This is a genomic window from Pseudomonas sp. B7(2017) (genome assembly GCF_002112745.1).
In the GTDB taxonomy this organism is placed as follows: Bacteria; Pseudomonadota; Gammaproteobacteria; order Pseudomonadales; family Pseudomonadaceae; genus Aquipseudomonas; species Aquipseudomonas ekonensis.
Genome location: NZ_NEIP01000003.1, coordinates 478,175 through 492,278 on the forward strand (window position 1 = coordinate 478,175; position 14,104 = coordinate 492,278).

The 14,104-nt window shown below is 65.0% G+C and carries 12 protein-coding genes; 8 read left to right on the forward strand and 4 right to left on the reverse strand.

Going from position 1 to position 14,104, the window contains the following annotated elements; translation table 11 throughout:
* Positions 1 to 4 precede the first annotated feature (4 nt).
* Complete coding sequence (gene araD1 / locus CAG29_RS08520; protein ID WP_085694235.1) at positions 5 to 997, reverse strand: AraD1 family protein; 993 nt, start codon at positions 995 to 997, stop codon at positions 5 to 7.
* 60 nt (positions 998 to 1,057) lie between these two features.
* Entirely contained in the window at positions 1,058 to 2,380 is a 1,323-nt protein-coding gene (locus CAG29_RS08525) for an MFS transporter (RefSeq protein ID WP_085640538.1), read from the reverse strand.
* A 193-nt stretch (positions 2,381 to 2,573) separates the two neighbouring features.
* Here CAG29_RS08525 and CAG29_RS08530 point away from each other — a divergent pair, with 193 nt between their 5' ends.
* Together CAG29_RS08530 and CAG29_RS08535 are read left to right on the forward strand one after the other, a co-directional pair.
* Positions 2,574 to 4,310, forward strand: coding sequence for an IlvD/Edd family dehydratase (locus CAG29_RS08530; RefSeq protein WP_085586958.1), 1,737 nt, complete (start codon positions 2,574 to 2,576; stop codon positions 4,308 to 4,310).
* A gap of 188 nt (positions 4,311 to 4,498) precedes the next feature.
* Positions 4,499 to 5,218, forward strand: a complete 720-nt coding sequence (locus CAG29_RS08535) for a FadR/GntR family transcriptional regulator (protein ID WP_085633348.1) — start codon at positions 4,499 to 4,501, stop codon at positions 5,216 to 5,218.
* 195 nt (positions 5,219 to 5,413) lie between these two features.
* Here CAG29_RS08535 and CAG29_RS08540 read toward each other — a convergent pair whose 3' ends face one another.
* Both CAG29_RS08540 and CAG29_RS08545 read right to left on the reverse strand, forming a co-directional pair.
* Positions 5,414 to 7,798, reverse strand: coding sequence for an RND family transporter (locus CAG29_RS08540; RefSeq protein ID WP_085586807.1), 2,385 nt, complete (start codon positions 7,796 to 7,798; stop codon positions 5,414 to 5,416).
* Between the two features lie 28 nt (positions 7,799 to 7,826).
* Positions 7,827 to 8,855, reverse strand: a complete 1,029-nt coding sequence (locus CAG29_RS08545; protein ID WP_085633346.1) for a YCF48-related protein — start codon at positions 8,853 to 8,855, stop codon at positions 7,827 to 7,829.
* A 492-nt stretch (positions 8,856 to 9,347) separates the two neighbouring features.
* Here CAG29_RS08545 and CAG29_RS08550 point away from each other — a divergent pair, with 492 nt between their 5' ends.
* The 6 genes from CAG29_RS08550 (at position 9,348) to CAG29_RS08575 (ending at position 14,104) form a co-directional block, all read left to right on the forward strand.
* On the forward strand, positions 9,348 to 9,938 hold the full coding sequence (locus tag CAG29_RS08550) for an amino acid synthesis family protein (protein ID WP_085586809.1): 591 nt from the start codon (positions 9,348 to 9,350) through the stop codon (positions 9,936 to 9,938).
* A gap of 31 nt (positions 9,939 to 9,969) precedes the next feature.
* Entirely contained in the window at positions 9,970 to 10,803 is an 834-nt protein-coding gene (locus CAG29_RS08555) for an alpha/beta fold hydrolase (protein WP_085586810.1), read from the forward strand.
* Entirely contained in the window at positions 10,800 to 12,281 is a 1,482-nt protein-coding gene (locus CAG29_RS08560; RefSeq protein WP_085586811.1) for an aldehyde dehydrogenase, read from the forward strand. Before CAG29_RS08555 ends, CAG29_RS08560 begins: the two co-directional genes overlap by 4 nt.
* A gap of 12 nt (positions 12,282 to 12,293) precedes the next feature.
* Positions 12,294 to 12,779, forward strand: coding sequence for a flavin reductase family protein (locus tag CAG29_RS08565; RefSeq protein ID WP_085586812.1), 486 nt, complete (start codon positions 12,294 to 12,296; stop codon positions 12,777 to 12,779).
* A gap of 130 nt (positions 12,780 to 12,909) precedes the next feature.
* Positions 12,910 to 13,314, forward strand: a complete 405-nt coding sequence (locus tag CAG29_RS08570; protein ID WP_085640546.1) for a carboxymuconolactone decarboxylase family protein — start codon at positions 12,910 to 12,912, stop codon at positions 13,312 to 13,314.
* A 37-nt stretch (positions 13,315 to 13,351) separates the two neighbouring features.
* Positions 13,352 to 14,104 (forward strand): GntR family transcriptional regulator, encoded by a 753-nt coding sequence (locus CAG29_RS08575; RefSeq protein ID WP_085586814.1) that lies wholly within the window; start codon positions 13,352 to 13,354, stop codon positions 14,102 to 14,104.

The following is a 14,104-nucleotide window of genomic DNA, read 5'->3' on the forward strand; positions in this document are numbered from 1 at the left end:
CTCCTTAAAGGGTACCGATGCTGCCGGGGGCGAAAACCGCGTCGGCCGGGGCGATGCCGTTGACCAGGGGCGCGCCGAATTCGGCCAGGCTGATCTCGAACACATCGCCCGGACGGGTGCGGACACCGTCGGCGAACGACAGCGTCGCGGTGCCGAAGAAATGAATGTGCACATCGCCCGGCCGCAGGAACTGGGCGTACTTGAAATGGTGGTATTCGAGGTTCGCCAGGCTGTGGCACATGTTCGCTTCGCCGCTCAAGAACTCGTTCTGCCACAGCGTTTCGCCGTCGCGCAGGATGCGGCTGGTGCCGGCCAGGTGCGGCGGCAGATCACCGACCCGAAGCTCGGGGCCGTAACTGCAGCTGCGCAGTTTCGAATGGGCCAGGTACAGGTAGTTCTTGCGTTCCATCACGTGGTCGGAGAACTCGTTGCCCAGGGCAAAACCGAGGCGGTACGGTTTGCCGTCGTGGCCGATGACGTAGAGCCCGGTGAGCTCCGGTTCTTCGCCGGCGTCTTCGGCGAACGGCGGCAACGGGAACGGCTGCCCCGGCCGCACGACGATGCTGCCGTCGCCCTTGTAGAACCACTCCGGCTGCACCCCGGCCTGCCCAGCCGCCGGCTTGCCGCCCTCCACGCCCCATTTGAAGATGCGCAGGGTGTCGGTCAGCGTCGCTTCGTCGCCGGCCTGCTGGTGCATCTTGTCCCGGGCCGAGGCGCTGCCCAGGTGCGTGAGCCCGGTGCCGCTGACCAGCAGGTGCGCCGGATCCGGATGGTCGAGCGGCGGCAGGATACGCAGCTGCTCCCGCAGTTCGGCGTAATCGTGGCTGATGCCCAGGCCGAAGGCCTGCACCTGCTGCGCGAGGCTGACGCCGGCCTCGATGGCCGCCAACGCCAGATCACGCACGGCGCGCACGTCCTGCACCTCCCGCACCAGACCGCCCTCGACCACGCCGACGCGGCGTTCGCCGTTGCTCAATTCGAATTGCACCAGATGCATGTGTTCTCTCCTCTCAACAAAATGTCTGAACACCGGAAAACCTGTGTCCGGCAGGTAGCGTCAGGTGCGAGTCGCGCCCCGTGCGCTCGCTGCGAACTGGTCTGCCGGCAACACGTGTCTGCGCTCAAGCACCCGGTAGACCACACCGGTCAGCATCAGTCCGAACACCATCACCCCGGACAGGAAGTACAAGCCCGAGGCGAGGTTGCCGGTGTATTCCTTCAGCGCCCCGATCACGAACGGACCGATGTAGCCGCCCAGGTTACCCACCGAGTTGATCAGCGCGATGCCCGCCGCCGCGCTGGCGCCGGCGAAGAACCGCCCCGGCAAGGTCCAGAACACCGCCGTGCAGGAAAACAGCGCGAACGCCACCAGGCACAGCGCCGCCAACTGCATCGCCGGCAACGCCAGCCAGGCGCTGAAGAACAGGCCGAGCGCGCCCAGCACGTAGAGCACCGCCAGATGGCCGTAGCGGTCGTTCAGCCGGTCGGAGCTGCGCGGCACGATCAGCAGGCCGACGATGCCGAAGAGGTACGGCACCGCCGACACGAACCCGGTGACCAGGTCGCTGCCGCCGAACTGCTTGATCAGGGTCGGCAGCCACAGGCCCAGGCCGTAGATGCTCAAGGTCACCGGCAGGTAGAACAGCGCCAGCAGCAAGACGCGCGTGTCCTTGAGCGCATGCAGCGGGTTGCCGTGACGGGTCTGGCCGTATGCCTGCAGATCCTTTTTCAGCTCGCCGCTGAGCCAGTCCTTTTCGGACCGTTCCATCCAGTCCACCTGCTCCGGCCCGTCCGGCAGCCAGCGCAGCACCGGCCAGGTCAGCAGGATCGCCGGGGTGCCAATGACGATGAACAGCCATTGCCAGCCATGCAGGCCGAGGATGCCGTCCATGCCCAGCAGGCCGCCGGACACGGGGCCGGTGATCATCATGGCGATGGGCTGGGACAGGATGAACAGCCCGAGGATCTTGCCGCGGTGGCGCACGGGGAACCATTGGGTGATGTAGTACAGAACACCGGGAAAGAACCCCGCCTCCGCCGCGCCGAGCAGAAAGCGCATCACATAGAAGCTGTACGGGCCCTGGACGAACGCCATGCCGATGGTGATGGCGCCCCAGGTGATCATGATCCGCGCGAACCAGCGCCTTGCGCCGAAGCGTTCGAGCATCAGGTTGCTGGGGATCTCCAGCAGGAAATAACCGATGAAGAACAGACCGGCGCCGAGCCCGTAGGCCGCGTCGCCGATGCCGATGTCGGCGCCCATGTGCAGCTTGGCGAAGCCGACGGCGGAGCGGTCCACGTAGGCGATCAGGTACAGCAGGATCAGGAAGGGAATCAGTTTCAAGGTGATGCGCCGGACAAGCCGCTGTTCCTGGCTCATGGGGTCGGTCTCCGATTGTTGTTGTTATGGAACCTCGGGGGATGCCTCAGGCGAACCTCGCCAGGGCCGATCCTCTCGTTGAAATCGACTATATAGTAATACTTATTAGACGCCAACACTTCCACAGCAGCCATTTTTCGCTTAGCTTAAGCCAAAGCTCGCAAACAATAGTCTTACAATAAGAGAACCGATCATGTCTGATAAGAAACCCGCCCTGCGCTCGGCCCAATGGTTCGGCACCGCCGACAAGAACGGCTTCATGTACCGCAGCTGGATGAAGAATCAGGGCATCGCCGACCATCAGTTCCACGGCAAGCCGATCATCGGCATCTGCAACACCTGGTCGGAGCTGACACCGTGCAACGCGCACTTTCGCCAGATCGCCGAGCACGTGAAACGCGGCGTGATCGAGGCCGGCGGGTTTCCGGTGGAATTCCCGGTGTTCTCCAACGGCGAGTCGAACCTGCGCCCGACCGCCATGCTCACCCGCAACCTGGCGAGCATGGACGTGGAGGAAGCCATCCGCGGCAACCCCATCGACGGCGTGGTGCTGCTGACCGGCTGCGACAAGACCACCCCGGCGCTGCTGATGGGCGCGGCCAGTTGCGACGTGCCGGCCATCGTCGTCACCGGCGGGCCGATGCTCAACGGCAAGCACAAGGGCAAGGACATCGGTTCCGGCACCGTGGTCTGGCAACTCAGCGAACAGGTCAAGGCCGGCACCATCACGCTCGATGACTTCTTGGCGGCCGAGGGCGGCATGTCCCGCTCCGCCGGCACCTGCAACACCATGGGCACCGCGTCCACCATGGCCTGCATGGCCGAAGCGCTGGGCACCTCCCTGCCCCACAACGCGGCGATCCCGGCGGTGGACGCGCGGCGCTACGTGCTGGCGCACATGTCCGGCATGCGCGCGGTGGAGATGGTGCGCGAAGACCTGCGGCTGTCGAAGATCCTGACCAAGCAGGCGTTCGAGAACGCGATCCGGGTCAACGCGGCGATCGGTGGTTCGACCAACGCGGTGATCCACCTCAAAGCCATCGCCGGACGCATCGGCGTCGACCTGGATCTGGACGACTGGACGCGCATCGGCCGGGGCATGCCGACCCTCGTCGACCTGCAGCCGTCCGGGCGTTTCCTGATGGAAGAGTTCTACTACGCCGGGGGCTTGCCGGCAGTGCTGCGGCGCCTGGGTGAGGCCAACCTGATTCCGAACCCGGACGCATTGACCGTCAACGGCAAAACCATCCGCGAGAACACCCAGGACGCACCGATCTACGGCGAAGACGAAGTGATCCGCACCCTCGACAACCCGATCCGCGCCGACGGCGGCATCTGTGTCTTGCGCGGCAACCTGGCGCCGCTCGGCGCGGTGCTCAAGCCATCGGCCGCGACGCCGGAACTGATGCAGCATCGCGGCCGCGCCGTGGTGTTCGAGAACTTCGACCACTACAAGGCACGGATCAACGACCCGGAACTGGACGTCGATGCCCACTCGGTTCTGGTGATGAAAAACTGCGGGCCGAAGGGTTATCCGGGCATGGCCGAGGTCGGCAACATGGGGCTGCCGGCCAAGTTGCTGGCCCAGGGCGTGACGGACATGGTGCGCATCTCCGATGCGCGGATGAGCGGCACGGCGTACGGCACCGTGGTGCTGCACGTCGCCCCGGAAGCGGCGGCCGGCGGGCCGTTGGCGGCAGTGAAAGAAGGTGACTGGATCGAGCTGGACTGCGCCGGCGGGCGCTTGCACCTGGACATCCCGGACGCCGAACTGGCGGCGCGCCTGGCCGATCTGCAACCGCCGCAGCCATTGCTGGTGGGGGGTTACCGTCAGCTGTACATCGACCATGTGCTGCAGGCAGACCAGGGCTGCGACTTCGACTTCCTGGTCGGCTGCCGGGGTGCCGAAGTCCCGCGCCACTCCCACTGACAACGCCTTCCCCTGTGGGAGCTGGCTTGCCAGCGATTACGGTCTTTCAGCTGACATTCATGTTGACTGACACGCCGCCATCGCTGGCAAGCCAGCTCCCACATTTGCTTTGTGCACCTGCCTCAAGACCATGCCACGCCTGCTATGATGCCGGGCACCGTTCACCCCACAGGATCGCCCCGCTCCCCATGGATTACCGCAAACCCTCCGACCGCAAAAGCATGCACTCGCGCATCGTCCAGGAACTGGGCCTGCAGATCGTTTCCGGACGCTTTGCGCCCGACGACAAACTGCCCGCCGAAGCCTTGCTCTGCGAGGAGTACGCGGTGAGCCGGCCGGTGCTGCGCGAGGCCACGCGGGTGCTGGTGGCCAAGGGGCTGGTGTATTCGAAGCCGCGGGTCGGCACCGTGGTCAAGCCACGCCGCGAATGGCACATGCTCGACCCTGACGTGCTGCACTGGCTGATGCAGAGCAGCCCGCAGAACGAGTTCTTCAACGTGCTGACCAGCGTGCGCAGCATCATCGAGCCGGCCGCCGCCGCCCTCGCCGCCCAGCACGCCACCGAGGCCGACATCGCCGCCATCGGCGAAGCCTACCGGCGCATGGAGGCGGCGCCGACGCCGGAAGCCTTGCTGCAGCCGGATCTGGATTTCCACAGCCGCATCGCCGACGCCACCCACAACGACCTGCTCGCCAACCTGTGCAACATGCTCTCGGTGGCGATCGCCGAAGCGCTCAAGCACTCCAACCAGCGGCCGAACCTGCACGAACTGGCGCTGCCGCGGCACAAGGCGATCCTGACCGCCATCGAGAACCGCGATGCCCTCGGCGCACGGCATGCGACGCTGGTGCAGCTGGATGATGCGCGCAGTGCCTTGAGTGTGGTGCTCGGCACCGACCTCGCCTGAAATACCAAAAAGCCTGTGGGAGCTGCGGTGCGACGATTCGAATTGCCAGCGATAGCGGACCAATAGCCAACATCAACGTTGAATGTTAAGCCCTCATCGCTGGCAAGCCAGCTCCCACAGGGTTTTGTGTGAATCGTGAAATGCAGAAAAGCCGCAACCCTGAGGTTGCGGCTTTGTCGTTCCAGCCCCCAAGGATCAGTGGGCGAACAGCGAATTGCCCTTCTGCCCCGCCAGCTTCTCAGGCTTGATCAGGAACTTCGCCAGCGCCGGCAGCAGCCACAGCGCGCCGAACATGTTCCACAACAGCATGAAGGTCAGCATCAGGCCCATGTCGGCCTGGAACTTGATCGCCGAGAAGATCCAGGTGCACACGCCGATGGCCAGGCACAGGCCGGTGAACAGCACGGCCTTGCCGGTGGACTTCAGGGTCTGGTAGTAGGCTTCCTGCAACGGCAGGCCGGCACGCAAGAAACTCTCCAGGCGGCTGTAGATGTAGATGCCGTAGTCCACGCCGATCCCCACGCCCAGCGCCACCACCGGCAGGGTCGCGACCTTGACGCCGATGCCCATGAACGCCATCAGCGCGTTGCCCAGCACCGAGGTCAGCACCAGCGGCAGGACGATGCACAGGGTCGCCGCCCACGAGCGGAAGGTGATCATGCACATGACCGCCACGCAGATGTACACCAGCACCAGGATGGTCAGCTCAGCCTGCTTGATGACTTCGTTGGTGGCCGCCTCGATCCCGGCGTTGCCGGCGGCGAGGATGAACTCCAGGCCGTCCTTGTTGTTGTCCGCGGCGAAGGCCTGCACCGCCTTCACGGCACGGTCCAGGGTCTCGGCCTTGTGGTCGTTGAGGAACACCAGCACCGGCGCCAGCGAACAGTTGTTGTTGTACAGGCCGTCGGCCCGGGCGATGGAGTTGTTCAGCACGTCCGGGTTGCGCGACAGGGTCTCCCATTTCAGGTTGCCCTCGTTCATGCCCTTGATCATCTGCTTGGACACGGTCACCAGCGAGATCGCCGACTGCACGCCCTCGGTGTTCTGCATCTTCCACATCAGCTCGTCGATGGGCGCCATCGCCTCGTAGCGCGAGCAGCCTTCGGACTTGGTCTTGACCATCACCACCAGCACGTCGGAACTGGTGGAGTAGTTGCTGATGATGAAGTTGTTGTCCTTGTTGTAGCGCGAGTCCGGACGCAGTTCCGGCGCGCCCTGGTCGAGGTCGCCGATCTTGAGGTTCTTGCTGTACCAGAGGCCGCCGCCGAAGGCGACCAGCGCGATCAGGATCGACACCGGCGCCACTTTGGAGCTGGCGAAGTTCGACAGCAGGCGCCAGAACGGATGCTCGCGGTTCGCGTCTTTCTTGCTCTTGGCCACGGCGCGCTTGCTGATGCCGACATAGGAAATCGCCACCGGCAGCAGGATCAGGTTGGTGAACACGATCACCGCCACGCCGATGGACGCGCCGATGGCCAGTTCGCGGATCACGCCGATGTCGATGATCAGCAGGGTGATGAAGCCGACGGCGTCCGCCAGGATCGCGATCATCCCCGGCAGGAACAGTTGCCGGAAGGTGCGCCGCGCGGCCGTCAGGGCGTTGTCCGCCTCGCTGGACTGCAAGGCGATGCCGTTGATCTTCTGCACGCCGTGGGAGATGCCGATGGCGAAGATCAGGAACGGCACCAGCATCGAATACGGATCGAGCCCGAAGCCGAAGAAATGCATCAGCCCCAGTTGCCAGATCACCGCCACCAGCGTGGTGCTCAGCACCGCCACGGTGCTGCGCATGCAGTGGGTGAACCAGTAGAGCAGGATCAGGGTGATGACGAAGGCGACGCCGAAGAACATCACCACCATCACCAGGCCGTCGATCAGGTCGCCGACCTTCTTGGCGAAGCCCACGATGTGGATCTTGACGTTGGGGTTCTGCGCCTCGAACTTGTTGCGGATCTTGTCCTCCAGCTCATGGGAGAACTTGCGGTAGTCCAGCGCCAGCAGCTTGCCCTGGTCCTGCGGATCCGGGTAGGACTCCAGCAGCGGGATGTCGACGATGCTCGACTTGAAGTCGTTGGCCACCAGCCGCCCGACCTGGCCGGACTTGAGCACGTTGTTGCGCAGCAGGTCGAGGCTGTCCTGGGAGCCGTTGTAGCTCTGCGGGATCACTTCGCCGCCGGCGAAGCCTTCCTCGGTCACCTCGGTCCAGCGCACGCTCGGGCTCCACAGCGACTTGAGGCCGGAGCGGTCGACGCCGGAGATGTAGAACACCTCGTCGTTGATCTGGCGCAGGGTCTCCATGTACTCCTTGGAGAAGATGTCGCCATCGGTGGCCTCCACCGAGATCCGCACCGTGTTGCCCAGGTTCGCCAGGTCGTTGCGGTGCTCCATCATCTTCTCGATGAACGGATGCTTGAGCGGGATCATTTTCTCGAAGCTGGTGGACGGCCGGATCAGCGTGGCCTGCCAGAACAGGAAGATGCTGACCAGCAGGCAGATCACGATCACTGCCGGGCGGTTGTTGAAGATCAGGCGTTCGAGGAACGTCGCCTTGTCCTGATGATGAGTGCTCAAGGAAGTCATAGCCCCGCCTTCTTATTATTGATCCGGCTCATTTGCCCAGCTCGGCGCCGTTGGGCGCCGTGATGCGTACCCCGCCCTGCCCGGTCAGGATCAGGTCGCCGTTGCCGGCGGCGGTGACCGACGACAGCGAAATGCGGTCGGGCCGGTTGAACACGCTGAAAGTCTCGCCGTTGTCGCTGCTGCTGATCACCGAGCCGCCGTTGCCGACGATCACGATGGAACCGTCGTCGAGCAGCGTGGCGCCGGACAGGCCGAACTCCAGGGAACCGCGCGCCGCCTTCAGCTCGACCTGTTCCCAGGTGCCGCCGAAGTCGGTGGAGCGGTAGAGGTTGCCGCGCAGGCCGTAGGCCAGCAGGGTCTGCGGCTGCGCGGTGCCGATCACGCCGAACAGCGAGCCTTCATACGGGCCTTCGAGCTTTTCCCAGGTCTGGCCCCAGTCGGCGGAGCGGAACATGCTGCCCTGCTCGCCGACGATGAACAGCCCGGCGTCCTTCACGGCGGCGATGGCGTTGAGGTGGTATTGGTCTTCGTTGTCGAGGCGGTCGCTGACGTCTTCCCAGTGCTGGCCGCCGTCGGTGGTCTCCAGCAGCGCCCCATAGGCGCCGACGGCGATGCCGTGGCTGGCGTCCTTGAACCAGACGTCGAGCAGCGGCGCTTCGCGCTTGAGGTCTTCGAACTGCTTGGTCCAGGTCAGGCCGCCGTCTTCGCTGGCGAGGATCTGCGCGTCATGGCCGACGGCCCAGCCGTGCCGGTCGTCGACGAAGTACACGGCGGTGAGCAGTTGCCGGGTCGGCACCTTGGCCTGGGTCCAGGTCTTGCCCTGGTCGTCGGAATAGAGAATGTGGCCGCGATCCCCGACCGCCACCAGCCGGGCGCCGGCATGGACGACATCGAGCATCAGGCTTTTGGCGGCCTTGGCCGAAGCGGTGGAATAGACCCCGTCCGCGGGCGCTTCGTCGGCCAGTGCACAGGCCGGTACGGCTGCCAGGCCCAGCAGGGCGCAGGCGGTGGCCAGCAGTGCGGTTTTGCGTAACGCCGGCGGGCGGCAACGAACCATAGACCTTCCCCTATTTATTATTGTTGGGCCATCGGGCCTTCAAGGGCGCCGCAAGGGTGCTCCGGGACCGACCGGTCAGCTGCGCTGCGTGCAGCATAGTCCTGAAACCCGCAGTCCAGAGCCCCTTCGGATGCTGGCTCATCCTATCGGGCTTTGGAAACGTCTGACAATCGGCGCCACGTTATCTTTTGTTAACCGCCAAACCGGTCTGTTGCAGACGAATGCTTGCTCACGAAGGCGCCAGGTCAGGCCACAAAGACGCAGGCCGGAGCGGCCCCATCGCCAGCAGGCTGGCTCCCACAGGGATCTGGGGTGAATGCAGAGTCGGTGGCCACAGCAGAACAATGTGGGAGCCAGCCTGCTGGCGATGACGGCCGAATGAACGGCCATTCGCCGGATGGATGACGCAAAACTTGCGAAGGGGACTTGCGCGATAGGTATTATGGTATACCATCAGACGCACAGACACTCTTATCCCCTACGGAGCAGCCCATGAGTTTCGAAATCCGCAAGATCGTCAGCTACATCGAAGAGACTTTCATCGAAGGCGGCAAGGCCACCGACACCCCGGTGACCATGGTCGGCCTGGCGGTCGTGATCAAGAACCCGTGGCTGGGCCGCGGCTTCGTCGAAGACCTGAAACCGGAGATCCGCGCCAACTGCTCCGACCTCGGCGCGCTGATGGTCGAACGCCTGGTGGCCGCCATCGGCGGCGCCGAGAAGATCGAAGCCTACGGCAAGGCCGCCGTGGTCGGCGCCGACGGCGAGATCGAACACGCCTCCGCGGTGATCCACACCCTGCGCTTCGGCAATCACTACCGCGAAGCGGTCAAGGCCAAGAGCTACCTGAGCTTCACCAACAAGCGCGGCGGTCCCGGCACCTCGATCCAGATCCCGATGATGCACAAGGACGACGAAGGCCTGCGCTCGCACTACATCACCCTGGAAATGCAGATCGAAGACGCGCCGCGCGCCGACGAGATCGTCGTGGTGCTCGGTTGCGCCGACGGCGGCCGCCTGCACCCGCGCATCGGCAACCGCTACATCGACCTGGAAGAGCTGGCCGCCGAAAAGGCCCAGTGACCACAATAAGAAAGCATTGCAGGAGCGCTCCATGATTCGGCTCACCGCTGAACTCACCCCCGCCGGCACCAGTTATCTGGCGACCGGCCTCGGCCAACCCGTCGTGCTGATCCACGGCGTGGGCCTGAACAAAGAAATGTGGGGCGGCCAGATCGTCGGCCTCGCCTCTCAGTACCGGGTGATCGCCTACGACATGCTCGGGCATGGCGCCAGTCCGCGACCGGCCGCCGACACCGGCCTGCTCGGCTACGCCGATCAGTTGCTGGAGCTGCTGGAGCACCTGCAACTGCCCCAGGTCACCGTGATCGGGTTTTCCATGGGCGGCCTGGTGGCACGGGCCTTCGCCCTGCACTACCCGCAGCGCCTGCAAGGGCTGGTGGTGCTCAACAGTGTGTTCAACCGCACCGAAGAGCAGCGCGCCGGCGTCATCGCCCGCACCAGCCAGGCCGCCGAGCATGGGCCGGACGCCAACGCCGAAGCCGCGCTGTCGCGCTGGTTCAGCCGCGAATACCAGGCGGCCAACCCGGCGCAGATCGCCGCGATCCGCCAGACCCTGGCCGGCAACGACCCGCAGGGCTACCTGACCACCTATTCGCTGTTCGCCACGCAGGACATGTACCGCGCCGACGACCTGGGCAGCATCCAGGTGCCGACGCTGATCGCCACGGGCGAGCTGGATCCCGGGTCGACCCCGGAGATGGCCGAGCAACTGGCCCGGCGCATCCCCGGCGCGAAGGTCGCCGTGCTGCCCGAGCAAAGGCATATGATGCCCGTAGAGTCGCCGCGCCTGGTCAACCAGATGCTGCTGGAATTTCTCGAATCCGCAAACGCCCGACAAAACCATATAAAGGGGATCGTTGCATGACACTCGCACGCTTCCAGATGTGCATCGGCGGAGAATGGGTCGACGCCCTCTCCGGCAAGACTTTCGAAAGCCTCAACCCGGCGCTGGCCGAGCCCTGGGCCGAGCTGCCCGATGCCGACGAGGCCGATGTCGAACGCGCCGTGCAGGCGGCCCAGACCGCCTTCGACAGCCCGGCCTGGCGCGGCCTGACCGCCACCGCGCGCGGCAAGCTGCTGCGCCGCCTCGGTGACCTGATCGCCGAAAACAAGGAGCAGCTGGCCCAGCTGGAAAGCCGCGACAACGGCAAGCTGATCCGCGAGACCCGCGGCCAGGTCGGCTACCTGCCGGAATTCTTCCACTACACCGCCGGCCTGGCCGACAAGCTCGAAGGCGGCACCCTGCCGCTCGACAAGCCCGACCTGTTCGCCTACACCGTGCACGAAGCCATGGGCGTGGTCGCCGCGATCATTCCGTGGAACAGCCCGCTGTACCTGACCGCGATCAAACTCGCGCCAGCCCTGGCGGCGGGCAACACCATCGTGATCAAGCCGTCCGAGCACGCTTCGGCGACGATCCTGGAACTGGCGCGCCTGGCCCTCGAAGCCGGCATCCCGCCGGGCGTGGTCAACGTCGTCACCGGCTACGGCCCGAGCACCGGCGCCGCCCTCACCCGCCATCCGCTGGTGCGCAAGATCGCCTTCACCGGCGGCGCGGCGACCGCCCGGCACGTGGTACGCAGCAGCGCCGAGAACTTCGCCAAGCTGTCGCTGGAGCTGGGCGGCAAATCGCCGAACATCATTTTCGCCGACGCCGACCTCGACAGCGCCATCAACGGCGCCATCGCCGGGATCTACGCGGCGTCCGGGCAGAGCTGCGTGTCCGGCTCGCGCCTGCTGGTGCAGGACGAGATCTACGATGAGTTCGTCGGCCGCTTGGTCGAGCGCGCCCAGCGCATCCGCATCGGCAACCCCCAGGACGACAGCAGCGAAATGGGCCCGATGGCCACCGCCCAGCAACTGGCCGTGGTCGAAGGCCTGGTGGCCGACGCCCTCGCCGAAGGGGCGCGCCTGCGCATCGGCGGCAAGCGTCCGGCGGGCGTGGGCGACGGCTGGTTCTATGAACCGACGCTGTTCGAGTGCGACCGCAACTCGATGAAGATCATGCAGGAAGAAGTGTTCGGACCGGTGGCCTCGGTGATCCGCTTCAAGGACGAGGCCGAAGCGCTGGCGATCGCCAACGACTCGCAGTTCGGCCTCGCCGCCGGCATCTGGACCCGCGACCTGGGCCGCGCCCATCGCCTGGCCCGTGACGTGCGCTCGGGGATCATCTGGGTCAACACCTACCGCGCGGTGTCGGCGATGGCGCCCATCGGCGGCTTCAAGAACAGTGGCTACGGACGCGAAAGCGGCATCGATTCGGTGCTGGCCTACACCGAACTGAAAACGGTGTGGATCAACCTTTCCCAGGCCCCGATGCCTGATCCCTTCGTGATGCGCTAGGAGTCCTGCGACATGATCGAACCCGGCATTTACAAAGACGTGATGGGCTCCTTCCCGTCCGGAGTCACGGTGGTCACCACCCTCGACGCGGACGGGGGCATCGTCGGCATCACCGCCAGCGCCTTCAGCGCGCTGTCGATCGACCCGGCGCTGGTGCTGTTCTGCCCCAACTACGCCTCCGACACCTACCCGGTGCTGCGTGACAGCCAGCGCTTCGCGATCCACTTGCTGTCCGCCGACCAGACCGCCGAAGCCTATGCCTTCGCCGGCAAGGGCAAGGACAAGGCCAAAGGCATCGCCTGGCACCTGAGCGAACTGGGCAACCCGATCCTGGACAAGGCCACGGCGATCATCGAGTGCGAGCTGTGGCGCGAATACGACGGCGGCGACCACGCGATCATCGTCGGCGCGGTGAAGAACCTGATCCTGCCGGCGCAGCCGGTGACGCCGATGATTTATCACAAGGGCAAGCTCGGCGCGTTGCCGAGCCTGACTTGAGAAAACAATGCAAAACACTGTGGGAGCTGGCTTGCCAGCGATGGCGGTGGGTCAGCCAGCATAGATGTCGATGTGATGCCGTCATCGCTGGCAAGCCAGCTCCCACAGGGCCTGAGGTGAGGTTGAGAATATGAATAACGAAAAATACGAAAAGGGCCTGAAGATTCGCACCCAAGTGCTGGGCGAGGCTTACGTCAACCGTTCGATCCAGAACGCCGACGACTTCACCCGCCCGCTGCAGGAAATGGTCACCGAATATTGCTGGGGCCATGTCTGGGGCCGCGACGGCCTGTCGCTCAAGGAGCGCAGCATGATCAACCTGGCGATGATCTCGGCGCTCAACCGCCCGCACGAACTCAAGCTGCATGTGCGCGGCGCCTTGCGTAACGGCTTGAGTCGTGAGCAAATACGCGAAATTCTGCTTCAGGTCGGCATCTACTGCGGTGTTCCCGCTGCCGTAGACAGTTTCCGGCTCGCCCGTGAAGCCTTCGCCGACGCCGACGCCGAGGCCTCCAGTCAACACTCGGCTGTCTGACCGCCCCGCAAGGACAGCCACATTTAGAGCGGACTCCATGAAACGCCTGCCACTCGACGACAGCTTCAAGGTCAATCGCAACCCCGTCACCCTGCGCGAGATCGTGCTGGACAAGCTGCGAAGCGCCATCATGAACTTCCAGCTCCTGCCAGGCGACCGCCTGGTCGAACGCGACCTGTGCGACCGTCTGGGCGTGAGCCGCACGTCGGTGCGTGAGGCCCTGCGTCACCTTGAATCCGAAGGCCTGGTGGAATTCGCCGACGCCAAGGGCCCGCGCGTGGCGATCATCACGCTGGCCGACGCGGTCGACATCTATGAGCTGCGGTGCGTGCTCGAAGGCCTGATCGTCCAGCTGTTCACCCTGCGCGCCAAGGCCAAGGACATCAAGGCCCTGGAGAAAGCGCTGGAGGAGAACCGCAAGGCCCTCAAGGACGGCGAGCTGCAGCAGGTGATCGACTCGGTGCAGGGTTTCTACGACGTGCTGCTGGAAGGCTCCGGCAACCATATCGCCGCCACTCAGCTGCGCCAGTTGCAGGCGCGCATCAGCTACCTGCGGGCGACGTCGGTGTCCCAGGAGAACCGCCGCGGCGCCAGCAACCAGGAAATGGAAAAGATCGTCGAGGCGATCAAGAGCGGCGATCCGCTGGCCGCCCACCAGGCGTCGGTCGACCACGTGCGCGCCGCGGCGGCCGTCGCCCTCGACTACCTCAAGCGCAAGCAGGAAGAGACCGGCGCCACCCCGGCGATCACCCTGCCCATCGCGCTGAAAGAACCGCGCATAGGCCGCTGA

Excerpts from the sequence above, each read along its gene's own strand:
- araD1 (WP_085694235.1), bottom strand. The coding sequence starts at position 997 with ATGCATCTGGTGCAATTCGAATTGAGCAACGGCGAACGCCGCGTCGGC.
- CAG29_RS08525 (WP_085640538.1), bottom strand. The coding sequence starts at position 2,380 with ATGAGCCAGGAACAGCGGCTTGTCCGGCGCATCACCTTGAAACTGATT.
- CAG29_RS08530 (WP_085586958.1), top strand. The coding sequence starts at position 2,574 with ATGTCTGATAAGAAACCCGCCCTGCGCTCGGCCCAATGGTTCGGCACC.
- CAG29_RS08535 (WP_085633348.1), top strand. The coding sequence starts at position 4,499 with ATGGATTACCGCAAACCCTCCGACCGCAAAAGCATGCACTCGCGCATC.
- CAG29_RS08540 (WP_085586807.1), bottom strand. The coding sequence starts at position 7,798 with ATGACTTCCTTGAGCACTCATCATCAGGACAAGGCGACGTTCCTCGAA.
- CAG29_RS08545 (WP_085633346.1), bottom strand. The coding sequence starts at position 8,855 with ATGGTTCGTTGCCGCCCGCCGGCGTTACGCAAAACCGCACTGCTGGCC.
- CAG29_RS08550 (WP_085586809.1), top strand. The coding sequence starts at position 9,348 with ATGAGTTTCGAAATCCGCAAGATCGTCAGCTACATCGAAGAGACTTTC.
- CAG29_RS08555 (WP_085586810.1), top strand. The coding sequence starts at position 9,970 with ATGATTCGGCTCACCGCTGAACTCACCCCCGCCGGCACCAGTTATCTG.
- CAG29_RS08560 (WP_085586811.1), top strand. The coding sequence starts at position 10,800 with ATGACACTCGCACGCTTCCAGATGTGCATCGGCGGAGAATGGGTCGAC.
- CAG29_RS08565 (WP_085586812.1), top strand. The coding sequence starts at position 12,294 with ATGATCGAACCCGGCATTTACAAAGACGTGATGGGCTCCTTCCCGTCC.
- CAG29_RS08570 (WP_085640546.1), top strand. The coding sequence starts at position 12,910 with ATGAATAACGAAAAATACGAAAAGGGCCTGAAGATTCGCACCCAAGTG.
- CAG29_RS08575 (WP_085586814.1), top strand. The coding sequence starts at position 13,352 with ATGAAACGCCTGCCACTCGACGACAGCTTCAAGGTCAATCGCAACCCC.